This window comes from Treponema pedis (genome assembly GCF_017161325.1).
Lineage (GTDB): Bacteria > Spirochaetota > Spirochaetia > Treponematales > Treponemataceae > Treponema_B > Treponema_B pedis.
The window spans coordinates 2233705-2256971 of the sequence record NZ_CP045670.1 but is presented as its reverse complement, the minus strand read 5'-3'; the positions used below and the strand labels follow the sequence as shown (position 1 = coordinate 2256971).

Here is a 23267-nt window from a genome sequence, read left to right as displayed (position 1 = left end):
ATTATTATAAAACAATCCTGTCGTTTCCGTCGCGTTTTAATTTGCCTTCTTTTTCAAGTAAATTTAAAATAGGAAGTATGTATTTGCGTGAAAGCCCTGTAGCGTCCCTTGCCTCCGCAATTGTAAATTTGCCTCCTGTTTTAAATTTATCGAAAATATTTTTTACCGCCTTTTCATAAAAATCTTTATGATAATGTAAAAAATTTTCAAGACAAATGAGCTTACCGAGTTTAATTAAATCTCTTGCTTCTTTTCTTGCTTGCGGAATATTTATCTTATCGGTTTCTATGCCGTTAAAACCCGCTTTAAATGCAAGTTCTAAAAGAAGTTTCGCATTTTTGGAAATATCTTCTTCCGTGCGTCCTTTCAGTTTAAAAATATAACCGTCGTTTTCAAGTTTGTTTTCACTGCAAAGTTTTTTAAAAACGGCGGTTTTTACCTTAGGCGGAAGAGGAAGAGCCGCTTCATCAATTGTAAAGCCCGCCTGACTCCCGTTTGCGGTTTTTAAAATCAACTCTTCCCAGCCGATAAGTTTTTTCTTTAAAAATCGGATTCCGGAATATTCCGTAATTTCGTTTTTATCGGTACACAGCTCTTCGCTTTTAACGGAGGTATTTTCCAAAAAACCTTCGGCGTTAAATTTATAACTGAAAACCGAAGGAAGTTCTTTTCCGTTATAAACTTCAAAGGCTTCTTTAAACTGTATGCGTTTATAGCTTTCAAAGGCCGCAAGTACTCTGCATGAAGCCAATATTTCGCTTCCTCCGTGTCTTATCAAAACGGCCGTTTGATTCCACGAGCATGCCAGAGGTTTTTCAAGAGAAAGCCGGGCAAGTGTTTTGTCGAATCGGTTAAAATGTACGGTACCTATTGCATGAGCGCTTCCCAATGCTATTTCAAGCTCCGAATGGTTTTTTACTCCGTTTTTAAAAAATACTTCATCAACTCGGATAAGTAATTCTTTTCCGTTTAAAATTGAAACGGTATTTTTATCCGCAAGGAGCATTCCGCGCTCTATTTCGGTTTTTTCTCCTATTTTTAAATTTAATGCCGTACGGGAGCCTTGTTCTATTTCTTCTACATCATTATGATGATTTTGTATAGATTTAATTCTGCATTCTTCCGAAGAAGGATAAACGGTTAGGCTGTCTCCTACTTTTAATTTTTTGCCGCGTAAGGTTCCTGTAATTGTAGTGCCTATGCCTTTTAAAACAAAGACCCTATCGACATATAAAAAAGGCGTATCATAACTCCGTTTTTTCGACGATGATAAAAGTTTCGTTATTTCGGATTTTAAGGTTTCCATGCCGCTTCCCGTAAGGGAAGAAACGGCAACGGACGGCAGTCTTTTTCCGATAATTCGTTCGCAATGTACGGCGGCATCTTCAATTAAAAGTTCAAGCATTTCCCGTTCAACCAAATCGGATTTTGTTATTACAAGCAGAACCGAATTTACTTGCATTGCTTTTAATACCCTCAAGTGGTCGGAAGACATTTGCATCCACCCGTCGTCCGCCGCAACTATTAAAAGAGCGGCGTCCAAACCCCAAGTACCCGCTACCATATTCCGTATAAACCGCTCGTGCCCCGGAACATCTACTATGCCTACAGTACCGTGTACCGGGTCCTGTAAAGAAGCAAAACCCAATTCTATTGTCATTCCTCGTTTTTTTTCTTCAGGTAAATGGCTGGTGTCAATACCGGTAAGTTTTTTTACCAATGCGGTTTTTCCATGATCCACGTGCCCTGCTGTACCCAAAATATATGCCATTATTTTTCCTTAAAACAAAATTTATTTTTATAAATCGCGATTTTTCGTTTTTTAAACCTTATTTATTACATCTAAAACCGTTCCGTCGCGGTAAGTGCTTATTCCGATAATTTCTTCCGACCGAGGAAGGACCTTAGGTTTGCCTGTAAATTTCTCTACAATTTCTTTCAGTTCTTCCATTGTTTTAATTTCCAAATCGGTTTCTTCTTTTAATTTTTTAATAAGGTCGGAATGTTTAGGGTTAATTGCAATTCCCCGTTCTGTAACAAAGGCATCTATCGTTTCGCCGGGGGTTGTTACCGTGCGCACTTTTTCGACTAAGCACGAAACTCTTGCATTAAACAATTTTGAAACTATAATCGAAAGTTTTGCCCCCGCTGCGGTGTCGGCGTGTCCGCCGGAGCCGCCTAAGATAATTCCGTCGGAGCCCGTAGTTACATTTACGTTAAAATCCAAATCAATTTCACTTGCCCCTAAAATAACAACGTCCAGTTTACCCGCTACGTGTTCGGGATTATTGGGGTTTGCATACATATCCGCCGAAATTTTATGATGGGATCCTGCATTTTTTTCGGTTGAATCTACGGCGGCCAAATCGAAACACTGAACATCGTAAAGGTTTTCAAATAAACCTTCTTCAAGCATTTTAACAAAATAGCCGGTGATTCCGCCTGAAGCAAAGCTGCCTTTTATATTTTTTTCTTTCATTGCACCGTACATTTCGTTTGCAACTGCAAGTGAAATACCGCCTGCCCCCGTTTGCATACTGAATCCGTTTTTAAAGAGCCCCGAATGTTCTATTAAAGTTCTACAGTTGCGGGCAATTTTTAATCCTATCGGGTCTTTTGTAATTTGAGTAGTTCCGCTTACAATGCCTGTAGGGTCTCCTATACGCTCGACTTCTACAACGGTATTTACAAAACAGCCTTTAATGTCGGCGTTTTTTACTTTTTTTGTGCGGTAATCTGTAATGGCTACAGTATGTTTTGCGCATTGAGCGTCGGCAACGGCATAGCCTAAAGAGCCGCAAAAAGATTTTCCTTCCGAGCCTGAAATGTTTCCTTCATCGTCTACTGCTGGCGCCGCTAAAAAAGCTGCATCTATACAGACTTCTTTTTCCAAAATCATTCTCGGTCTTCCGCCGTGTGTTGTCATAATTACGGGGTTTTTACATTCGCCCCTGCTTACGGCTTTTGCAACAGGGCCTGACATATAAGAAGTAATAAGCCCGGTAACGGTTCCGTCTTTCATTAAATCGACAAGAATTTCATGGCAGGGAAAAATGGAAGATGCCATTACGGTTATGTCTTTTATTCCGCGTTTTTGAAATTCCCGCATTACCATATCGAGAACATAGTCCCCGTTTCTTAAATGGTGATGAAAACTTACGGTCATTCCGTCATGAGGATTGATTTCGTCCAAGACTTCGGCTAAGGTTTTTCCGAAAACCGGTGTTACGTTTTTCGTGATATTATATTTATTGTTCTTTTTATTTGCAAAGGCTCCCTTAAAGGGATTATCAAGCCCTTCTCTTCCAAGTATGTTTTTCATATTGTCTCCGTTTTATTTTATTAAGCCCCAAGAGCGGGCGGAATTAACTAGGGCTTCCGCTCTTTTTATTACGGGTAAATCTACCATTTTTCCCTTAAAGCTGAATACTCCTAAGCCTTTTTTTGCAGCTTCTTCCGCCGCCTGTAAAATTGCAAGAGCTCTTTCAATTTCAGTATTTGAGGGAGAAAAGACTTTATGTATTTCTTCAACTTGACGCGGGTTAATTACAAGTCTTCCCGAAAAACCTATGCTTTTACTGAAGGCGGTATCAAGCCTTAAGCCCTCAAAGTCATCTACATCGGTAAAGGGCGTATCAAGGGAATCAAGAGCATAAGCGTGTGCCGCAGTTGTAAGTGAAAACCTTGCATATTCAAGCTCTTTGGAAAGGCGTGTCCTCGGAATTCCCATATCCACGGAATAATCTTCTCCGCCTAAAAGAAGGGCTTCAATTAAGGGCGAGGCCTTTGCAATGGAATTTATGTCCATTATTCCGCGTGCGGATTCTACAAGCATAAGGAGGCGGAAGTCCTTTGTTATTTTATGAGTTTTTTTTATTTCGTTTATTTTTTGTTCGATAGAATGAACCGCATCTACCGAAGCCTTAGGGATAACTATGCCGTCGGGCAAAACGGGAATTACGGCTTCCAAGTCTTTTTCCCAATAGGGGGAATCGATGGGATTTATGCGTACTGTAATTTCCGAATGGGTAAACTCCAAAAAAGAAAGGGCGTTCCGTACAAGTATTCTTGCCGAATCTTTTTCATCCAGAGCTACGGCGTCTTCCAAATCGTAAATAACGGAATCGGCTCCGAGTATGTCCGCCGAAACGAGCATTCCGGGGTTGTTACCCGGCATAAAAAGCATACTTCTTCTATTTTTCATCCGAGCGCCTCAAAGCCGTTTCCACACGGGCCTTAATTGTGCAATCCAAGGCTCCCTTGTCTTCTAAGAAAAGTTTGCAAGCTTTAATTTCAAACTTATCCAAAACTTCTTGTACGGCGCTTTTAATTTGGGCACCGAATTCGCTCATTACGGAGCTTTTTAAATTAAGCTCCAGTTCCTGTGCAGGTTCCACGCGGACAAAACAATCGTTGGATTGAAGCGTCCCGGAAACCGCTTCCCGTTTTACTTGCATAGTTACTCCAATAAAAATTTAATTTCCGGAAATGGTTATTCCCGTAGAGTGAATCCACGGAAGAATCGTATTTCCGTAATCTATTCTTTCTTTTGACACTGTAATTATTTCCGAAAGCATTTTTACAAGGTTTCCTGCAATCATCGTTTCGGATAAGGGCATTGTTATTTTGCCGTTTTCGATTAAATACGAGTTTTTTGCAATACCTGAAAAGTCTCCGTTTGATGCGGGCGAGCCTCCAGAAAAACGTCCTAAAAGTATACCGCGTTTTACGTTTTTAATCATAGAGTCTTTCGATTCATTTCCGCATTCTATGATTAAACTTTCTCCGCCTGAAACGCATCTGGCTTTACCGGTTTTTTTTGCTCCGTATAAACTCAAAGCGAAATTTTTTAAAATTCCCTTTTCGATTAGTGTTGTGTTTTGTGTCTTAAACCCGTCGTTTGTGTAAAGGTTTTCAAGTTCAATGCCCGGTTTTCTGGGATTTGAGCGGAGCGTAAATAAAGAAGAAATAACTTTTTCTCCCAATTTATCTTTCCAAATTGAAGTGCCTGTAATAAGGGGCATATCGCTCATAAAAAGAGAAACTGCGGTATTTATAAAATCCATAACGCTTGCGGGAGTAATTATAATGTCCCCCGTAAAGGCTCCTTCAAATGTTTTTGTGTCCGTTTGTTCGCAGTTTTGTTTCATTATTTCATCTATATTGCCCCAGTCTTTTAATGGTGTATTTAAATTAAGATGAGAGGCTCCGCTGTAATTAAAACTGCTTGTGCCTTTTGAATCTTTTGCGAAAAACATTGCACCGAAAGAGTAAACGCCTTGAGTTTCTTTAAAGCGTACACCGTTGGAATTGGCATAATTTTTTTCATCTCTTGTAAAGTCCAAAATGCATTGGTTTAATTGAAGAGTAGGGTATTCGGATTTCGTATAATCCAAAAATTCTTTTAAGCGCTCATACATTTTTTCATTATCGGGTTCAATGTCTCCGACGGAAAGTTCTTCCGCAGGCTGCATAGGTGAAATATCGTTACCGTCATCTTTTTCCGAAGAGCGGGAAAGCTCGACGGCCTTACAGGCATTTTCTTTAATTGCCGAATCGCTTAAATCGTTTCCGGTTATAACACCTTTTCTTGTATCGATAAGGGATTTTATTACAACGGAAACGTTTTCCGTAGTTCTATAAAGACTTAAATTCCCCGAGTCTATGTTCATTTCGCTTTTTATGCTTTTATTTACGGAACAGGCAGCCTTGTCGGCGCCTTCTTTTTTTAATTGTTCCAAAATAAACTCGACATTTTTCATTCCGTCAAACTTGCTCATTATTCGCGTCCTCCTACTCCTATTTTGCATTTAATTGCCGGGCCTCCCATACCTACGTTGATAAGCTGTTTTTTTCCGCACCAGCCGGAGTTACTCCAGCTCATATCGTCGCTGATCATAGTTACGGTTTTAAGCATATCGAAGGCAACGCCTGCAATTGTGCAGTCGCGTAAAGCCTTTCCTAATTTTCCGTTTTTAATTTCGTAGCCTAAAACAACTCCGAACATAAATTCGCTTGTAGAGTCCGCCTGACCGTTTGAGGAGCGGATAAAGTAATAGCCGTTTTCTATACTTGAAATCATATCGGCAAGTTTATCTTTTCCGGGAAGAATTGCGGTATTGCGCATACGTACTAAGGGTTCATCCGAGAATTCATTTGCACGGGCATTGCCTGTCGGGTTTACTTTAAAAATAGCTGCCGACTGTTTATTGTGCATATAAGAATTTAAAATACCGTCTTTTATGATTACGGCGTCCTTTGCCGCAACGCCTTCATCATCAATCCATATAGGGACAGGGCAGAGTTTTCCGTTGTATTCGTAAGCGAAATCTACAAGAGTAACGAGAGGAGTTGCAACGGGTTTATTCATAAAGTCGGCTGCAATGGAACCCGACATTACAAAGTCCGCTTCCGTTGTGTGCCCTATAGCTTCGTGTGCTAAAATTCCTGCAAGGTCCGGGCCCAAAACCACATCGTGAATGCCCGGCTTTGCGTAAATGCCTTCGGCCTTTTTCTTTAAATCTTCTACAACCGTATCTATTTTTGCGTAATATTCCGAAGGTTTATTAAATAAGTCTTTAAATTGGCCGAGCCCTCCGAAGACATCATATAAATCTACAGGTTCTCCGTTTGCAATAAGTTTCAGCTGTATTATAAGGTTTGCCCTTGGGACAAAACTGTAAGCGTCCGCCTTATCCGAGGTTACAAGAGAGCGTTCGGTACCGTTTGTGGAAAGACGGAATGTTCTCGATTGCAGTTCGGGATATTTTTTTTTGGTATAGTTTTCCAAATCTTTAATAAAATCTATTATCTCTTTTTGAGAAGCATCTTTTGAAGGTTCGTGTTTACCGTGCTGTCCACGGCCGGTAAAAGCGGGCAGCTCTTTTTGGTTTGTTCCCGCTTTTTTGCAAGAAATTTTACATTTTCCGTTGCTCTTTTTACGGAAGAAGCTATTGACTGTTCCGTCCGTACGGGCGAAGAAGCAAAGCCCCAAACGCCGTCTTTAAAAGCCCTCGCCGAAACTCCCGAGGTTTTGGTTTGCACATTGTTTACAATATCGCCGTTTACGGATGTTGCGCTTGCAGCCGTGTTTTCCTGAACTCGCAATTCGGTATACTCTGAAAAAAGCGAGGCATGCCGCGATAAATTTTCATATCTCATATACTACTCCTTATTTTTAAAGATAATATAATAATCCTTTTATGTCAACATAATGGAAAAACGGCTGATATCGGCTTTATTTAAGATTATCGGGAAAACTTTGTCATAGGCTCAGCACCCTTAAAAATTTCCACCACGGAATATAAACGGCCCATAATAAAACTAAGGTTATAATCGTCATAACAATTCCGAATCGCAGCATATGTTTATCGGAATAATATTCTTTTGCGGTTCCTATCATAGCTATAACATGATGAAACGGCAGTAAAAAATGAATATTGACTACGATGTAGCTTATAAGAGTAATTATTGCGGGATTATATCCAAGACTTACGGTAAGGGGAAGTATTATGGGTAAAACCACTGACATAGTAGCTACGGAAGAGCCTATGCAGATATGCATTATCATTGTAACCGCTGCAATTATAAGTAAATATAAGGAAGAGTTAACATCGGGTATAAGGGTTTGCAGGCTCGTAAAAATTACGGACGTAACTCCCGCTTGAGTTAATACCTTGCCTATATTGAAAACGGTTATTAAAAATAAAAGAAGGTGTAAATTAACCGATTTTAAATCCGAAAAATTCAAACTTTTGAGAGCAAACATTATAAGAACTCCGATTCCTGCCGGTATCCAATACGGAATGCGATGTATACTCTGTGTTGCCCATAATATTATTATTCCTCCCATAATACAAAAAGATGCAAGCTCTTTACTTTTTGAATCTTCTTTATCCCGTGTATTACAACTTGAAATCATAGAACCGCTGAAGTGCTTTAAATCTTTATAAAATATAAAATAAACGGTAAAAAAACATACGCATGATGTAATTATTGAAGGGAGAGCCATAAGTTTAAACCAGCCTGAAAAGTTAAGGGCTTCTTTTACTTCAGGGTTTAAGTCGGAAGCGAAATTTACCGCCGCCTGATTTAAAACAATATCGCCGCTGTTAAAAAACATATATGTTACGGTTACCGCGATAAATCCGTTAAATATTATTGCCTGTTTTGCTTTTTTTTCCGAGTCGTTTGCGGTTATAATAAGGTCGTTTAATACGGCACCTATAATAATTACCCGCGCAAATGCTTGCGGAATTAAAAAAACTAAAACAATTCCCAATATGTACGGTAAAATAAGCAATTTAAAAATTTTAAAAGAATTGCCCGTAAAAATTCTTTTTGCATATTTATGGACTATACCCGTTTTCATTATACCTACCGATAATAAGGTTGTGGTAATAACTAACAAAATAGTGTCGGACCATGCAAAAGAAACGATGCCGTAAAGTTTTGTTTTTCCGAAAACCGAAAAAATAAAAAGCAAAAAAATACAGGCTATTGTTTTATGAACGGCTTCGGTAACCCATAGGGCTGTCGTCATTACCAAGGCGGACACCAAAATCTTTTGGTTTAAATCCAGATTAAGCGGGTTAATTACGGTAATTAAAATAGATACCGGTATAATAACCGCAAGATGAAAAAACTTAATTTTTTTCATATCTCACATCTCCTATATAATATACGAGTATAATCCGGCAGTAAGATAAGTAATTTTAAACATTTTACTACAAAGAAAGATTTATCGGTATCTTTTAAAAACGGAAGTTTTTAAAAGATACCTTTATGATGGTAAAGTTTAATATTCTTAGCATAAATACAGCGGAAGCGGTAAACCACCGCATGAAAAATCATTTCGCTCCGCAGCGACGTCCCATCTGCGGATACTTAACGCGGTATACCTACTCTGTATAAGTTTATTGTAAGCCATACTAAATAATAAACCAGTTTATGTCAAGAGCTTTTTAAAAAAGCAAGGTTAATGTTTTAAAACTCTTTTATAAATAAATTAATAGGATTTGAAAATCCGTATTTTAAAAAGTTTACACTTTAAATTTATTTACTTCTTGAGCTAAGGCTTCGATACTCATCTTGTTCTTTTGAGTAATCTCGTTTACTTCCTGTACGGCATTATTTATCTTAACCGCTTTAAAAGCCATTTCATTCATACTGTTTGTTATAGTGCGGGTTAAATTATCAAGCTTATTCATCTCATCGGCTACACCTTCCCCACCTTTAAGCATCTGTTCGGAACCGGCCTTTACTTCCACGGTTACCTCGTTTATGTTGCGTATTGCATTTAACACTTCTTTACTTCCGTTTGCCTGTTCCCTCATAGCGTCCATAATGCGGTTACTCATATCCTTTACGTTTTCCGCCAACGAAAAAATTGCATTGAACTTTTCTTCTACGGTTTTTGACGCTTCCGAAAGAGTTTCGATTTCATTTGAAAGAGTTTTTAATGTCGAAGTAATGGTTTTTCCTTGAGCCGAAGATTCCTCCGCAAGTTTTCTGATTTCATCGGCTACAACGGCAAAACCCTTTCCCGCTTCTCCGGCATGAGCGGCTTCTATCGCCGCATTCATAGCTAAAAGATTGGTCTGGCTTGCTATGTGCTGAATAACGGAGCTTGCTTCCATAAGGGAGCCCGATTCTTCCGAAATTTTTTGAGTAACGGTATTTGAAGAGAAAAGAGTTTCTTTACCGTCTGCGGTAGCTGCCGCAAGCTCTTTAATAACGTCGTCGCTTTTTTCCAAGGTTTGACTTATTGAAGCTATATTTGCAACCATTTGTTCAACGGAAGCGGAAGATTGAGCTACCGAAGCGGCTTGGGTTTCAATACTGTTATTAAGCTGTTTTATGGTGCGAATAATCTGTTCCACCGTAGCCGCCGTTTCCGTAACGCTTAATGCCTGACTTACGGCTTTTTCTTTAACGCCGTTTATATTGTTATTGATTTGATTTACGGAGCTTGCGGTGCCGCTCATATTTAAGGATAAATCCGAACCTATTCCTTTCATAGTTTGAGCATTGCCTTCTATGGATTTAATTGAAGCGCCTATTTTTTTAATTGTATTATTGAAGTATAAGGCGAGGTCCGTAATCTCATCGTTTCCGTGAAGCGGAAGACGTACCGTTAAATCTCCTTCTCCTTGAGCTATATTTTTTAAGGCGGTAACTACATTTAAAACCGGCTTTACAAGCATATTGGCGGTAGTAAAGGTAATGCCGAGCGTAATAAACAGGGCGGAAAAGCCCAGTGTATATGCCAGTATTCGTAAATAAGTAATTATTCCCATAAATTCTTTAACCGGAGCCTTAATAATAACCGTCCAGCTGCTTGTTTTTATCTTTGCATAAGATGCGATATAATTTTTTCCTTCGTAGTTGTAATAACCGACTTCAGCCGTATTATTTTTTAAAGCCTGTTCCAAAAAGGTTCCCAATGAAGCCTTTGACGAATCTTTTTTGCTTTCTTCAATCATATTAAGTTGACCCATTACCGCATCGAAATCTTTGTGTGCAATAGTAGTTCCGGTTAAACCTATAATGTAACAGTCTCCGGTTTCGCCTATTTTGATATCCGATATATCGTTCGTAAGCTGTTCGGCAGGGACATCGGCAGCCAGAGTGCCTATTATATTGCGGTTATTGTCATAGATAGGAACGGCGAAGGTAATTGCCAGCTTGCCGTCTGAACGTGAAATAAAGGGCTCCGTAACAAATTTTTTCCCTTTTATTGTCGATTTAAACCATTCGCGGTCTCCGACTTTAATTGTTTGAGTTCGGGATTTATATACGTTACCTGCGGTATCGCTTATTTCCAAACTTCTTATTTTTGGATTAAAAGCCGCTTCTTTTTTTAAAAGAGCTATTTTTTCATCGTAGGAATGCTCCGTATCGGTTAATGCGGGGGTACGTGCTATGCCTTCTAAAAATTGAAAAAAAGCATGTATGTTTCCGTCAATGATTTCAGCGGTATCGGACGCCTTATCTATAAGGTGGTCGGCAATTTTTTCCCTTATGGCCTTTTTTATAAATTGCATTGATAAAATACCGAGAGAAAAGATTGCAGTTCCGATTAGTAAGCCGAAAACCGTAAGCAGTTTTGCTTTTATTGAAAATCGTTTTTTCATTATATTTCCTTTTTGTTCAGTTTGTTTTGCGGAATTTAAATTAAAGTGTTTCCGCATTTATTTTAAACTTGAGTATAACAACCTGCAGTTAATTAGGTTATAAGTTTATTAACTTTATTTTAAATATCGTTTAGCCATTATAACAGTCCCTTTTTAACGGGAAAGGACGGCACCCTTTTTTTAAGGAGAGATTTATTCCAAAAGCCGTATGTTCGGCTTTTCCTTTCCCTATAATCTTTTCCTTTTTTTCAGCCATGCCCGGATTTTTTTTGAAACAGATTTTACCCTTGAGGATTAGGGATTGCACTTCGGTTATGAAAATACCGTCGAAAGGTGGCCTATATGTACGGAGGTGCGCAGTATTGCTAAAGGACGAATGCTGCGCTGCTATAAATTGAGTATTTTCCGAGTTGGAGATGTAAATGAATAAAGTGCGAAATGGCGGCTTTTTAAAGACAGGCTGTTTTAACGGGTGCCGTGGTGTTGTTTGGGCGGTGTTTTGCACGTGCGGTGTGCAAAACTTGACTATAAAAAAACTCGACGATGAGTTTAATTCGGTTTTATCGATATGAAGTCCTAAGTCGTTTAATGTAAGTCTTTTTTTAAAATGTGTAAATTTAAAAGCGGACTGTACGTTACCGTCAGGCTTACGGTTTTTAATTAAACATTTACCGGTTTCCTTCGGGGGGGGGGGGGGGGTATTATATTTATTTCCATATTTATGTCAATAGGACTTCTTGTACTTTTCATATAATATATTTTACACAACTTTCGGGAAATGTTCAAGTATTGCTTAACTCTTATTTTTGTCGCCTTACCGATTTATAAAATCGGCAAGGCGAGGCTCTTCTATCGCCTTGGTCAAGAGCATAATCGTAATAAAAAATTTTTATCATAAGTTAAGCACCTTAATTAACTTTTCCTTTGCTTTTACGGGGTCGCCTGTAATGATACCTTCGTTGATACGTTCCTGCAAGCCGAACTTTCTTTGCAGTAAATCCTGAATGACGATGATAATACTCGACAAGGTTTCTTCTGTCGTCTCTTTTACAACGGCTCGGTACAGATACGGCCATCTTCTGCGGTTGCTTTTTAATCCATCCAAAGAGAACGCATTGCCGTTGCTGCATCTCCTCTTAACTCATTGTCCGTATCGTTTTGTAACCTATCGTTTAAAAGAGGTAAATCATCTTTATCGCCCATCCGGCCTAAAACAATTATACAGCGTTCACGGATATTTTTGTCTTTTGATTTAATATGTTCCTTTTCATAGGGCAATATTTTATTTGAACCGATAGAACCTAATAACCGTATTGCTTCTCCCCGTAAAAAAATATCCTGTGCATCGTGTATTTTTTTTAATAAAAAAGGCTCTATAATCGAAAAGGGACGTTTCTCAAAATCCTCAAAAAGATGATGATACAAAGTTGCGTCTATGTTCAATTTCAATAAAGAAAAATGATATTCCAACATATCATCATCGTTTGAGTTTAGTAACAATTCCGAAATTCGAAGAATTTGTTTATAAGGCACAAATTCCCGTTTTTCTTTTATAATGTCCTCTAATATTTTATTGATTTCCGTTTGTATATTCATTATTGTTTTCTTTTCTATTCTGTTATCCTGCCGAAAGCAATACATTCCATTCCGGAGCGAGCATTTTGCTCGTACCTTAGTTTTGTAAATTTCAGTATGGACACGAGCTGCAAGCTAGCGCCGGAGTGGGGCGTAGTAGCGATATCTATTGTACACCAATTCGGTTTCGGTATCAAGGTATTGACCTTTTTACTATTTAACTAATGCGGGTTGTTTGTAAATCCAGTTATTCCGTTGGCAAAATTCAAAAAATTTTAAGTTTTCTTTGGGGTCTTTGAAAGTTATATAAGCTATTTTTAAATTCGGTAATTCACTTAATCTGCTGAAATCATCTGCTTTTAATAATGATAAATCAGTCATCATTAAGGATTCCAAATTACTCATTTTAAATATTTCCGAAACATCCGCCAGTTTAGGTAAATGAGTTGTTTGGAACAATTTTATATTGCCGGGATTAATAAATTCGGGAATGGCAGAAACTAAGGGCATATATCTTAACCAAACTTCCTGAATCTGAGGCAATTGTCCAATATGACTTAAATCCATTTCTTTACATTTTTCCAAATATAAAGAGGTAAGATTCGGAAAAACTTCCATAATTTTTTCGCAACTTAAAAGTTTTCTATATATCCTAAGCATTTTAAGTGTAAGTTTGGGGATTATTTTATCCAAATCCAAGTCAAAGACTGCACAGGTTTTAAGACTTGTCAATTCATCAATAAATGAATGCTGCTTTGAAGTTAATCCGTTTTCAAGTTCGAAATGTTTTAGTCTTGAAAACTTTTTTAAATCATTCAGTGATATTCCCTTTTTAAAGTTTTTCCGCAATTTCAATACTTGTAAATCTTTAATAAAGCTTATGTCCGACAGAGAACTTATTTCTCCGGCGGCAACAAAAATATCAAGTTGTTTGATATTGGTAAGGCTTCTTAATATGTGCAAATTACCCGAATAATTTTTAAGATGCTCATCAATCCATAATAAAACCGGTATATCGTGTTTGGACAAAACAGTATTTACCTTATCCAAGATTAATTCTTCCGCCGAATTTTCAATATAAATTCGGTCATAATTATTTATCGTTTTATCCAAGTTATTGAGTTCCGAATCTGATACGGAATTAAGTTTTAAATCTTCTTTCATATTTGATATTATTTTGCTTTGCAACCATTACCATTTTCACTATAATGGTCTTTTATTTTTTTATCTATTTCTTCTAAATAATTTTCTCCGTATTTCTGCTTCAACCATTTTATACCATCTTTCCTTCTACCTTTCTTATCTCCTATTCTTACGGGTTTATTTATATTTTTTACTTTATCAGTTAAATCTTTATTTAATAATAATCTATCATGTACTACATCTTCTACTCCTTGTGCCGTATCTGTATCAGGTATATCTGTAAATATATCTGTAGCCGAATTTACTTTGTCACTTTTATATCTTGTCTTTGCATTTTGTTTAGCTTTTCCCACATAAATTTCATTATTTCTTAAATATACAGTTGCCAGTCCTAATATATCAACTTCTATATTACTGTCAAAAACATACCCGTAAATCGTAGGATTTCCACCCGCCAATCCTATCGGGTCTTGGCTTATGTAACAGCCTGTCTCCGAATTATACCACCTGTACCGGTTATAGTAAAGTCCCTCTAATTCAGCGTCTTCTATCTGTCCGACTTGCCTGAACGGTATGAAAGTTCGCTCTCCTTTTAGCTTTTTCAGTCTGCCGTATATGTCGTAATCGCAACTCCATACAAGTTCGCCGTTATCGTCTATCGCCTGTATAGGTTTGCCTATATGATCGGAGATAATGCTATATGCCTTACCGTTTACAAGTTTTGCCGTCGGGGTAAAGCCTTCGAACACCCACGTTGTTATTTCATCTTCCTGTTTGCCCTCCTTTTTTATTTCGTGTAAAAGTACATTTTTATCCCAAATGTACAAAAATTCGCGGCTGCCGTAGCTTTTGCTTATTCGCCTGCCGAAAGCATCATACGTAAAGTTTATTTCTTTGCCGTCGGCTCGTTTTACGCTTTTCAGGCTGCCGTTGGCGTTCCATTCGTAACTGTAACTTATCCGTTACACAACTTGCTCAATAATATTTCTTCTTTTATACATCACCTCATTATTTCAATAATTTGAAGCTGCTTGAAATCTATAGTTACTTTTTGACCATTTGCAAAAACAAATTCATATGTATATATTTCTTTTGATTTAAATAAAAATTGATGAATAATCAGATCATTATTTTTAAATGTTTTGTCATCTGTTTTAAAGCTGATATTTATAATATTCTTAAACATAAATTTATAACACCTGTCTCGGTAAGGAGATAAAAAACTTATAAGCAGTTTATCTTTATTCTTTGATATATTAAATTTAAATTCGGTCAAAACAGCATCGTGAAGAGTTTCTTGTGTGTTAAATAAATATCTTTTAGAATCCAATACAAAATGTTTTATCGATTCTGGTATTTCTTTTTCTTTTTTATGAAGAAATTCAAAATAATCGTCAAAATACCATATATTCTTTTTCTTTTTTATCTTTGCCATAATCATTTATTACATAGTTTTTTCACCTTTTTCATAACTGCTGCAGGTAATTCCGGTGAAGAAGTATGACCATGTTTGTTAATCCAATTTACAGCAGAATCTATTACCCCAACTTCTACTAATGAGTTTCCTTTTATTTTATAAATATGTATTTCAAAATCAGATTCTCCTTTATAATTAAAGCTATCTTTTCTTCCTCTATACCCATTCCCAAAGTCTATAGGAGCTTTTTGTTTTATAGCATCATTTCCCTTTTTGGACATTAGTCCTAAAGGGTCAATCTGTATATTCGGGTCTTTCACATACCCGTAAATCGTAGGATTTCCACCCGCCAATCCTATCGGGTCTTGGCTTATGTAACAGCCTGTCTCCGAATTATACCACCTGTACCGGTTATAGTAAAGTCCCTCTAATTCAGCGTCTTCTATCTGTCCGACTTGCCTGAACGGTATGAAAGTTCGCTCTCCTTTTAGCTTTTTCAGTCTGCCGTATATGTCGTAATCGCAACTCCATACAAGTTCGCCGTTATCGTCTATCGCCTGTATAGGTTTGCCTATATGATCGGAGATAATGCTATATTTTAAATGATTTTTCTTATTTTTAAAATCCTTATTGCTTCCTCAGATATTTCAGGTTCATTATCCATTGTCATTTTTTCTAACAAATCAATAGGAAGTTTTTTATTTCTCACAACAGCCATTCTAACCGAATAATCCGTATCTTTCATTAAGATTTCAAATGTATCTCTGTCATTTTTATTTTTCATTGCAATAGTGAATCGCACATCTGTATCTTTATCTTTACTAAGTAATTTTAATATTTCAACAGGAATGTGTTTGTTATGAATAAGCCATGATTTTCTTTCAGGATAGTTATGTATTATTTCAGATATCAGTTCAGGAGACAATTCTTCGGTTTTTGTTTTATTATTATCTTCCATAAAAGAACTGTCAGCCAATTTAATATAATCTTTTATATTATCAATCATATCATTATCCCCCACATACTTTTTTCCCTTTAGTTCCCTTATGTTTTTTGTTAGGATCAATGAAGTCTCCATATTCGCCAGCATCTCTATACCATTCTAATACCCCCCTTTGCCTTCTTTAAATACTTTAAATGCTGATCCGCCATGTTTCGCTGTATCTATAGACCACCATAATCCTGTTGACTTATGTTGATAATAAGTATGTTGCCCTATTGTGCGTTTTTTACTTGTACCTTCAGTAGTCAGCTTCCAAAGCCCTCTCAACCCTAATACATCGACCCAACTGTTCGGATCGTGAACATAAGCATATACATTTAGCCCACCCGCAATAGAAATTGGGTCTTGTGAAATATAAGTCCCTGTATTACAATCGTAATATCTAAATCTATTATATGCTAATTCAGTTTCGTTATCAAGGTATTGACCTTGATAAAGCATCGGTACAAAGTTAGCGGTTTCTTCGGTTTCTTTTCTAACTTTTCCGTAAATATCAAGTTCTCGCTCCCAAACTTTATTGCCTTGTGTATCTATGGCTTGTAAAGGTGTGCCTAAATGGTCTGATATTATGCTGTAAGATTTATCGCCCTGTATCTTAGCGACAGGTGTAAATCCTTGAAATACCCACGTCGTTATTTCGTCTTCCTGTTTGCCCTCCTTTTTTATCTCATGCAAAAGTACATTTTTATCCCAAATGTACAAAAATTCGCGGTTGCCGTAGCTTTTGCTTATTCGCCTGCCGAAAGGGTCATATTATCTTACTTACTTCCCTTTCTCAAAATGATAATGTTCTAAATATGCAGAGTTAAAATTTTCAATCACTTTTGCATTTTTTTGCAACTCATTTTTAGGAGTAAAATATTCATTTTCTATAGCCCATTCAAATAAAGGAATATCAATAGGATATTTTGTCAATACTCCTGTTAGTTCTTTTTCTGAAATCCATTTTATAGCATCACTTTTTTTGCTAAATACAGCACTTGGAAACTCCGTTTTCCCGCTGCCTTTAAATATCCATATATAATCCATATTATTAACTTTTACATGATGTCCTTCTTAGTTTATTTTGGGTGTATGCAGAACCATGTATCTGTACACCAAGCCATTTTCTTATTTTTCTTATAGACTTCCTAATTTTACTCTTATTATTACTAACGACTTTTGCTTCTTTCGCAGTTAAGTTTCTTTCATTTTTTAATGGTTTGCCATTTTCTCCTATTTTTGTCGCTCTATTTTTCTTTCCCTGTTCATAAACATGCACATGTGGAGGTGTATGGTCATTGGGATAATAATGCTCTATTATTATCCCATTCTCATTAACAATTTCAGTTGAGGGTAATGTTGGGTTTCCATTTAACCCAAATATATCAACCCAAAAATTACTATCATGGACATAACTATATAAGTTCAACCCACCTGCAATAGAAATCGGGTCTTGGCTTATGTAACTACCTGTGTTACAATCATAATATCTGTGTCTATTATAACATAAATCTACCTCAAAATCATAGTACTGCCCTTGAAACGGAAGGCACAAAAGGTCTTATATCATCACCTAATGAGAATGTTGTAGTTATGATTTGAACAACACATCTGATGTATTACCCATTACCATTCTATATTTTCTAATTCATCAATAGGTAAGTTCAATACTTTATATTTAAGGATAGACTCATCTTTTAAGTGTTTAAAATCTTCTTTTCTATTTAAGTACTTCAAAATACATAAAGCTTGTAGAGCATTATTATTTTTTATATTCCATTGAACTAAAAAGTTCCAATCATTTACTTTTTGTACCCACTTTTGTCCATTTTCAAAAAGAGTAATAAGTTCATCTTTATAACCTTCTATTTCTGAACTATCATTGATGTAACAGTTTTGTACCTTTGTGGTTTGAAAAACGGTGTCAAGCTCTCTCCAATTATAAACACCTCCTATTATGGGAGCACTTTTTTTGATACTTTTAAGGAGTCTTTTTTTTAATTGATCAGGAATATTACGTTTTTCTATAGATTTTACTTTTACTTGATTACTTATATGAGCTATTTCTTTTTGAAGTATTGATAAAGAAATATCTAATAAATAATAATCTTGTCTGTTCTTTTTTCTCAAATCAAAAAAATAACCATAAGAAAGTTGAGCTTCTTTTTTTAATGTACCAATATAAGCAGTATACATATTATCAAAGTGTAATTCTGCTTTTAGCATTTTATCATCTAATATACTTTTAATTTTATTGATTATAGTTTCCATAGTTCCACTTGAGTTACACTTGTTGTTGTATTATTAGTTTTTTGTCCAATTAAAGGATCATTTTTATTTATAAATCCATTTTCTCCAAAAATTCCCTTACCTTGATTTATAAGAGTGTCTTTATTTATTTGTTTTTCACTTCTTTTAGCTTTTCCACTTTTGACTTCTACGTTAATAATTTTACCTGTTTTTTTATTTCTTGCCAATATATCTATATAGCGAACACCTCCTCCATCTGCTTTGTCAAAAAATACAGTAACATTTCTTCCTATTATTTCTACATCAGGATTATTTAATAACCTATCGTGAATAAAGTTTTCTGCTTTTTTACCATTTTTTCTGTTATTAGACATTTGAGTACTTGAACAGGCTAGCCCAAACACATCAATCCAACTGTTCGGGTCTTTCACATACCCATAAATAGTAGGATTACCACCCGCCAATCCTATCGGGTCTTGTGATATATAAGCTCCTGTTTCCTGACTGTAATAACGCTTATAATTATATACTAATTCGGTTTCAGTATCAAGATATTACCCTTGATAAAGCATATTGCAGAAGCCTTTTTCTCCTTCTTCTTTACGGACTCTTCCGTAAATATCTAACGTCCGCTCCCAAACTTTATTGCCTTGCTCGTCGGCAGCTAAAATCGGTGTACCTAAGTGGTCGCTAATTATGTTAAAATGTTACGAACAATTATTATGTTATTATCATATTAATGTGTATATTATTTAAGTGTCCAATTTTCTAATGAAGAACAAAAATCATCAAAATTAGGAGCTACTGTTATCAATCCTTCTTCAATTGAATACTCATGATAAAAAACTTTAATTACTCCTGTTGATATTTCTATCCAAATATCATTACCGAATCCATCATCAGCAAAAGGAATATGAGTTTGGGTAAAATAATCTAACCCGGTATTATTTTCTATTTGGAGCTTTCTCGTCTTAATTATATCATCAAATTTTAAGAAAAAACCTATTTCTATTTTATCCCAATCTCCTTTTGTGATAGTATAAAACGTATGTCTAAACATCATTGCTTGCTTAGGAAAAAAAATGCCATCATATATTAGGTATAATTGAATAAAACTATCAATTTTATCACAATTAATTCCTAATAATTGTCTTATTTCTTCTTCGGAAAGTTGAGATTCTCTACCTTCATAGAGTAATTTTCTGTCTTTAAATAAATTCATTTTTTATCTTTATTGTTTATCAATCTTTCAAGAGTTTGTTCGGCCGATTTACGCAAGTCCGATTCCGTTAAATCTCCTTCTTCAAACAATTCACTGTCAAAGCAAAACATATCAACATCTCCAAATAAAGAATCTAATACAAGATAATCTTTTTCCGATATTTTTTCTTGTTCCGTTTTAAACATTTCAAGAAAAGACTGTTCAAATTCTTTTGCGTCAATAGCATTGTCGATAAACTTTGTAATCAGCTTGATATATTTATCTACACTCATTTATCCTCCTCCTAAATTACCAGATGTTGTTATGTGCATTTCTTGTGCTGGACTTAATTTCCAGCCACTAACAAAATTGTCATTAGAATCAACAATGACATTCAAACCATTATTTGCATTATAATAGTGAGTTACAGGCTCTCCTCTATAAGTACCAGATATTCTTATTACGTCTGGGTCATTTACGTGTAACAAAATCGCTTCTTTGAAGGCAGCTGCATTTTGCTTATTATAAGGACCAGAAATTCCAAAATCATTTGCATGCTTATATTTTTTTTGTAATTTTTTATCATCAATCGTACAATCCAACCCAAACACATCCACTTCCGTATTTACATTTTTTACGAAAGCGTACAATGTAGGGTTATTCCCCGCCAAGCCTATCGGGTCTTGGCTGATGTAACAACCTGTCTCTTGACTGTAATAACGCTTGTAATTATATACCAATTCGGTTTCAGTATCAAGGTATTGATCTTGATAAAGCATATTGCAGAAACCTTTTTCGCCTTCTTCTTTACGGATTCTGCCGTAAATATCAAGTTCTCGTTCCCAAATAGTTTTCTTTCGCTGTCTATTGCCTGTAAAGGTGTTCCTAAATGGTCGGAGATAATACATACTTTAAATAATTTTTCTTATCTTTAAAATTCTCATTGCTTCATCAGATATTTCAGATTCATTATCCATTGTCATTTTTTCTAACAAATCAATAGGAAGTTTTTTATTTCTTACAACAGCCATTCTAACTGAATAATCTGTATCTTTCATTAAGATTTCAAATGTATCTCTGTCATTTCTATTTTTCATTGCGATAGTGAATCGTACATCTGTATCTTCATCTTTGCTTAGTAATTTTAATATTTCAACCGGAATGTGCTTATTATGAATAAGCCATGATTTTCTTTCAGGATAGTTATGTATTATTTCAAATATCAGTTCAGAAGATAATTCTTCGGTTTTTGTTTTATTATTATCTTCTATAACGGAACTGTCTGCCAATTTAATATAATCTTTTATATTATCAATCATATCATTACCCCCCACATACTTTTTTCCCTTTAGCTCCTTTATGTTTTTTGTTAGGATTAATGAAATCTCCATATTTGTCAGCATCTCTATACCATTCTAATACACCCCCTTTGCCTTCTTTAAATACTTTAAACGCTGACCCGCCATGTTTCGCTGTATCTATAGACCACCATAATCCTGTTGACTTATGTTGATAATAAGTATGTTGCCCTATTGTACGTTTTTTACTTGTGCCTTCCGTAGTCAGCTTCCAAAGACCTCTCAACCCAAACACATCCACTTCCGTATTTACATTTTTTACGAAAGCGTACAATGTAGGGTTATTCCCCGCCAAGCCTATCGGGTCTTGGCTGATGTAACAACCTGTCTCCGAATTATACCACCTGTACCGGTTATAGTAAAGTCCTTCTAATTCAGCGTCTTCTATTTGTCCGACTTGCCTGAACGGTATAAAAGTTCGCTCTCCTTTTAGCTTTTTCAGTCTGCCGTATATGTCGTAATCGCAACTCCATACAAGTTCGCCGTTATCGTCTATCGCCTGTATCGGTCTGCCTATATGGTCGGTTATTATGCTGTACGACTTGCCGTTTACAAGTTACATATTGCCGTTTAATTTATTAAAATATTTTTCCAGCATTTTTACATTGTTTTTTCTATCAATTTTTCCATCCGTTTTATCCGTATAATTAAGCCAATCATACATTAAATCATTAAAAATACGCTTTCCTAATGCAGTCAAATCATCTTCATAAATAATCGTATCCATAAGCAACTCATCATTCTCATCGAACGGACAAACATTTAAAAGTCCATTGTCATAAGAAAAGCGTAATAAGTTAAAACATATTACCATCATATCGTCTTTATCACTTTTCATTGGATATGCTGCTATCATTCCAGATACGCTAAATATAAGTTCATTCTTCATTTTTTTCATCTTACCCCTCCGGAGCGAGCCTCTTGCTCGTACCTTAGTTTTATAAATTTAAGTATGGACATGAGCTGCAAGCTCGCGCCGGCGAGAGGCATAATTATAATAATGAATTTTTTATCATAATTTCAATACTTTACTTAGTTTTGCCTTTGCTTTTACTTTTGGGCGGCTTTCCGCGGTTACGCTGTCCGCTTCATTCCTTCGGAACGGCTTCTGCCGCCGCTACTATCCTTGCCACAAGAGGTGAGTTTTAAAGCGTTTTTTGCTTAACCATTCCTCTAATAGGTATAATACGATTGTTTTTATATACTTCTTTTATTATGGCGACACATTCGTCATAATCCGCTGTTTTTTGCCAATTTACAAAATCGGGAGGACATGGAATATCAACTAACCACTCGTCCGTATCCAAATACATAAACTGAATACACTTGTCATCATCATCGACAAGTCCGAAAAAATTATCACTCTCGTCGGTTAATTCGTAAAAACATTGTAATGCCGTCTGTAAATCTACGATTCGAGGTTCATCTATGCCATGCTCAAGTGCATAATCGTAATAAAAAACTTTTATCATAATTTCAGCGCTTTAATTACCTTTTCCTTTGCTTTTACGGGGTCGCCCGTGATAATGCCTTCGTTGATACGTTCCTGCAAGCCGAACTTTCTTTGCAGTAAATCCTGAATAACGATAATAATACTCGATAATGTTTCTTCCGCCGCCTCTTTTACAACAGCGCGGTACAGATACGGCAGTATATCTTCTGCGGTTGCCCGTTTGGCAAACCATATCTGACGCATTGCCGTTGCTGCTTCTCCTCTCAGTTCATCGTCCGTATCGTTTTGCAAGCGTTCGTTTAAAATAGGTAAATCATCTTTATTTCCCATCCAGCCTAATACGATTATACAGCGTTCTCGGATATTTCCGTCTTTTGATTTTATGTGTTCCCTTACATAGGGCAGTATTTTGGCTGATTTGATATGACCCAATATCTGTATTATATCGGCTTTTAAATAAGAGTTTGCTTCTTCCTGAATTTTTTTTAATAAAAAGGGTTCTATGATATTTTTATCTCTTTTTTTAAAAGCATTCCTTATACTTGTATATAAATAATGGTTTTCTTTATTTTTAAGCAAGGAATAATGAAAATCTAAACTGTCACTATCATTACAAGACAGTAGTTTTTCAATAAAACCGTCTACTTGTCTAATCAGCGTAACCTCATCTTTATTTTTCTCAATAACACCGAATTCTTTTTTAAGTTGTTCTACTCCGTTCATATTCGTTTTACCTATATTGTTTTGGCG

General features: G+C 36.0%; 28 protein-coding genes, 2 pseudogenes and 1 riboswitch. Of the genes and pseudogenes, 1 reads left to right on the top strand and 29 read right to left on the bottom strand.

The features are described 5' to 3' along the window. Nucleotides 1–4 precede the first annotated feature (4 nt). The 9 genes from selB to DYQ05_RS10380 form a co-directional block, all read right to left on the bottom strand. The gene (gene selB, locus DYQ05_RS10415; RefSeq protein WP_206183393.1) at nucleotides 5–1771 is read right to left on the bottom strand and encodes a selenocysteine-specific translation elongation factor; all 1767 of its coding nucleotides are present in this window, start codon (nucleotides 1769–1771) and stop codon (nucleotides 5–7) included. Nucleotides 1772–1822: 51 nt separating this feature from the next. Next, entirely contained in the window at nucleotides 1823–3322 is a 1500-nt protein-coding gene (gene citF, locus DYQ05_RS10410) for a citrate lyase subunit alpha (RefSeq protein ID WP_206183392.1), read from the bottom strand. A gap of 12 nt (nucleotides 3323–3334) precedes the next feature. Next, nucleotides 3335–4204 (bottom strand): HpcH/HpaI aldolase/citrate lyase family protein, encoded by an 870-nt coding sequence (locus DYQ05_RS10405; RefSeq protein ID WP_024468815.1) that lies wholly within the window; start codon nucleotides 4202–4204, stop codon nucleotides 3335–3337. Beyond that, nucleotides 4194–4457 carry a citrate lyase acyl carrier protein gene (gene citD, locus DYQ05_RS10400; protein WP_020965959.1) on the bottom strand — a complete coding sequence of 88 codons (264 nt, stop codon included), beginning with the start codon at nucleotides 4455–4457 and terminating at the stop codon, nucleotides 4194–4196. The genes DYQ05_RS10405 and citD overlap by 11 nt, the downstream gene beginning before the upstream one ends. A gap of 18 nt (nucleotides 4458–4475) precedes the next feature. Next, complete coding sequence (locus tag DYQ05_RS10395; protein WP_024466960.1) at nucleotides 4476–5780, bottom strand: TldD/PmbA family protein; 1305 nt, start codon at nucleotides 5778–5780, stop codon at nucleotides 4476–4478. Then, a complete protein-coding gene (locus DYQ05_RS10390) occupies nucleotides 5780–6790 on the bottom strand; it encodes a TldD/PmbA family protein (protein ID WP_252723353.1) in 1011 nt (336 codons plus the stop codon). Before DYQ05_RS10390 ends, DYQ05_RS10395 begins: the two co-directional genes overlap by 1 nt. A 17-nt stretch (nucleotides 6791–6807) precedes the next feature. After that, nucleotides 6808–7161, bottom strand: coding sequence for a PmbA/TldA family metallopeptidase (locus DYQ05_RS14100; RefSeq protein WP_252723352.1), 354 nt, complete (start codon nucleotides 7159–7161; stop codon nucleotides 6808–6810). Nucleotides 7162–7264: 103 nt separating this feature from the next. Next, nucleotides 7265–8659 (bottom strand): SLC13 family permease, encoded by a 1395-nt coding sequence (locus tag DYQ05_RS10385; RefSeq protein ID WP_206183391.1) that lies wholly within the window; start codon nucleotides 8657–8659, stop codon nucleotides 7265–7267. Between the two features lie 157 nt (nucleotides 8660–8816). Then, a riboswitch (THF riboswitch) is annotated at nucleotides 8817–8910 on the bottom strand. Between the two features lie 131 nt (nucleotides 8911–9041). Continuing rightward, nucleotides 9042–11135, bottom strand: coding sequence for a methyl-accepting chemotaxis protein (locus DYQ05_RS10380; RefSeq protein ID WP_206183390.1), 2094 nt, complete (start codon nucleotides 11133–11135; stop codon nucleotides 9042–9044). A gap of 422 nt (nucleotides 11136–11557) precedes the next feature. Between DYQ05_RS10380 and DYQ05_RS10375 the strand changes: the two genes are divergently transcribed. Further along, nucleotides 11558–11707, top strand: a complete 150-nt coding sequence (locus DYQ05_RS10375) for a hypothetical protein (RefSeq protein WP_020965952.1) — start codon at nucleotides 11558–11560, stop codon at nucleotides 11705–11707. A gap of 320 nt (nucleotides 11708–12027) precedes the next feature. On the opposite strand, the gene DYQ05_RS10370 is transcribed toward DYQ05_RS10375, so the two are convergent. The 20 genes and pseudogenes from DYQ05_RS10370 to DYQ05_RS10265 all read right to left on the bottom strand — a co-directional run bounded on the left by DYQ05_RS10370 (nucleotide 12028) and on the right by DYQ05_RS10265 (nucleotide 23240). Next, on the bottom strand, nucleotides 12028–12240 hold the full coding sequence (locus DYQ05_RS10370; protein WP_206183389.1) for a hypothetical protein: 213 nt from the start codon (nucleotides 12238–12240) through the stop codon (nucleotides 12028–12030). After that, on the bottom strand, nucleotides 12228–12731 hold the full coding sequence (locus tag DYQ05_RS10365) for a HEAT repeat domain-containing protein (protein ID WP_206183388.1): 504 nt from the start codon (nucleotides 12729–12731) through the stop codon (nucleotides 12228–12230). Before DYQ05_RS10365 ends, DYQ05_RS10370 begins: the two co-directional genes overlap by 13 nt. 192 nt (nucleotides 12732–12923) lie before the next feature. Further along, a complete protein-coding gene (locus DYQ05_RS10360; protein ID WP_029410899.1) occupies nucleotides 12924–13874 on the bottom strand; it encodes a leucine-rich repeat domain-containing protein in 951 nt (316 codons plus the stop codon). An 8-nt stretch (nucleotides 13875–13882) separates the two neighbouring features. Further along, nucleotides 13883–14812: an RHS repeat domain-containing protein gene (locus DYQ05_RS10355; protein WP_493666649.1), complete on the bottom strand. Its 930-nt coding sequence runs from the start codon at nucleotides 14810–14812 to the stop codon at nucleotides 13883–13885. A 41-nt stretch (nucleotides 14813–14853) separates the two neighbouring features. Beyond that, a complete protein-coding gene (locus tag DYQ05_RS10345; RefSeq protein ID WP_016479499.1) occupies nucleotides 14854–15288 on the bottom strand; it encodes a hypothetical protein in 435 nt (144 codons plus the stop codon). 2 nt (nucleotides 15289–15290) lie between these two features. Beyond that, nucleotides 15291–15824: an RHS repeat domain-containing protein gene (locus tag DYQ05_RS14380; RefSeq protein WP_493666648.1), complete on the bottom strand. Its 534-nt coding sequence runs from the start codon at nucleotides 15822–15824 to the stop codon at nucleotides 15291–15293. Nucleotides 15825–15868: 44 nt separating this feature from the next. Then, nucleotides 15869–16348: a HEAT repeat domain-containing protein gene (locus tag DYQ05_RS10335; protein ID WP_225969225.1), complete on the bottom strand. Its 480-nt coding sequence runs from the start codon at nucleotides 16346–16348 to the stop codon at nucleotides 15869–15871. A 24-nt stretch (nucleotides 16349–16372) separates the two neighbouring features. Next, entirely contained in the window at nucleotides 16373–16975 is a 603-nt protein-coding gene (locus DYQ05_RS10330; RefSeq protein ID WP_206183386.1) for an RHS repeat domain-containing protein, read from the bottom strand. Between the two features lie 60 nt (nucleotides 16976–17035). Next, on the bottom strand, nucleotides 17036–17302 hold the full coding sequence (locus DYQ05_RS10325; protein WP_024465756.1) for a DUF7710 domain-containing protein: 267 nt from the start codon (nucleotides 17300–17302) through the stop codon (nucleotides 17036–17038). A gap of 4 nt (nucleotides 17303–17306) precedes the next feature. Further along, a complete protein-coding gene (locus DYQ05_RS14375) occupies nucleotides 17307–17810 on the bottom strand; it encodes an RHS repeat-associated core domain-containing protein (protein WP_206183385.1) in 504 nt (167 codons plus the stop codon). Between the two features lie 71 nt (nucleotides 17811–17881). Continuing rightward, on the bottom strand, nucleotides 17882–18526 hold the full coding sequence (locus tag DYQ05_RS10315) for a hypothetical protein (RefSeq protein WP_020965942.1): 645 nt from the start codon (nucleotides 18524–18526) through the stop codon (nucleotides 17882–17884). Further along, nucleotides 18514–19047 (bottom strand): annotated as a pseudogene (locus tag DYQ05_RS10310) (RHS repeat-associated core domain-containing protein); the annotation flags it as partial. The gene DYQ05_RS10315 and the pseudogene DYQ05_RS10310, both read right to left, overlap by 13 nt. Before the next feature lie 206 nt (nucleotides 19048–19253). Further along, nucleotides 19254–19727 carry an SMI1/KNR4 family protein gene (locus DYQ05_RS10300; RefSeq protein WP_206183137.1) on the bottom strand — a complete coding sequence of 158 codons (474 nt, stop codon included), beginning with the start codon at nucleotides 19725–19727 and terminating at the stop codon, nucleotides 19254–19256. Further along, on the bottom strand, nucleotides 19724–19999 hold the full coding sequence (locus tag DYQ05_RS10295; protein WP_206183384.1) for a colicin immunity domain-containing protein: 276 nt from the start codon (nucleotides 19997–19999) through the stop codon (nucleotides 19724–19726). Before DYQ05_RS10295 ends, DYQ05_RS10300 begins: the two co-directional genes overlap by 4 nt. After that, nucleotides 20000–20614, bottom strand: coding sequence for a colicin D domain-containing protein (locus tag DYQ05_RS10290; RefSeq protein WP_206183383.1), 615 nt, complete (start codon nucleotides 20612–20614; stop codon nucleotides 20000–20002). Between the two features lie 3 nt (nucleotides 20615–20617). Beyond that, the gene (locus tag DYQ05_RS10285) at nucleotides 20618–21025 is read right to left on the bottom strand and encodes a HEAT repeat domain-containing protein (RefSeq protein ID WP_024466174.1); all 408 of its coding nucleotides are present in this window, start codon (nucleotides 21023–21025) and stop codon (nucleotides 20618–20620) included. A 4-nt stretch (nucleotides 21026–21029) separates the two neighbouring features. Further along, nucleotides 21030–21602: pseudogene (locus DYQ05_RS14370) on the bottom strand (RHS repeat domain-containing protein); the annotation flags it as partial. An 18-nt stretch (nucleotides 21603–21620) separates the two neighbouring features. After that, nucleotides 21621–21902, bottom strand: a complete 282-nt coding sequence (locus DYQ05_RS10275) for a hypothetical protein (RefSeq protein WP_020965936.1) — start codon at nucleotides 21900–21902, stop codon at nucleotides 21621–21623. 307 nt (nucleotides 21903–22209) lie between these two features. Then, nucleotides 22210–22536: a hypothetical protein gene (locus DYQ05_RS10270; RefSeq protein ID WP_206183382.1), complete on the bottom strand. Its 327-nt coding sequence runs from the start codon at nucleotides 22534–22536 to the stop codon at nucleotides 22210–22212. After that, nucleotides 22533–23240, bottom strand: a complete 708-nt coding sequence (locus DYQ05_RS10265; protein WP_206183381.1) for a HEAT repeat domain-containing protein — start codon at nucleotides 23238–23240, stop codon at nucleotides 22533–22535. The genes DYQ05_RS10270 and DYQ05_RS10265 overlap by 4 nt, the downstream gene beginning before the upstream one ends. Between the last annotated feature and the right edge of the window lie 27 nt (nucleotides 23241–23267).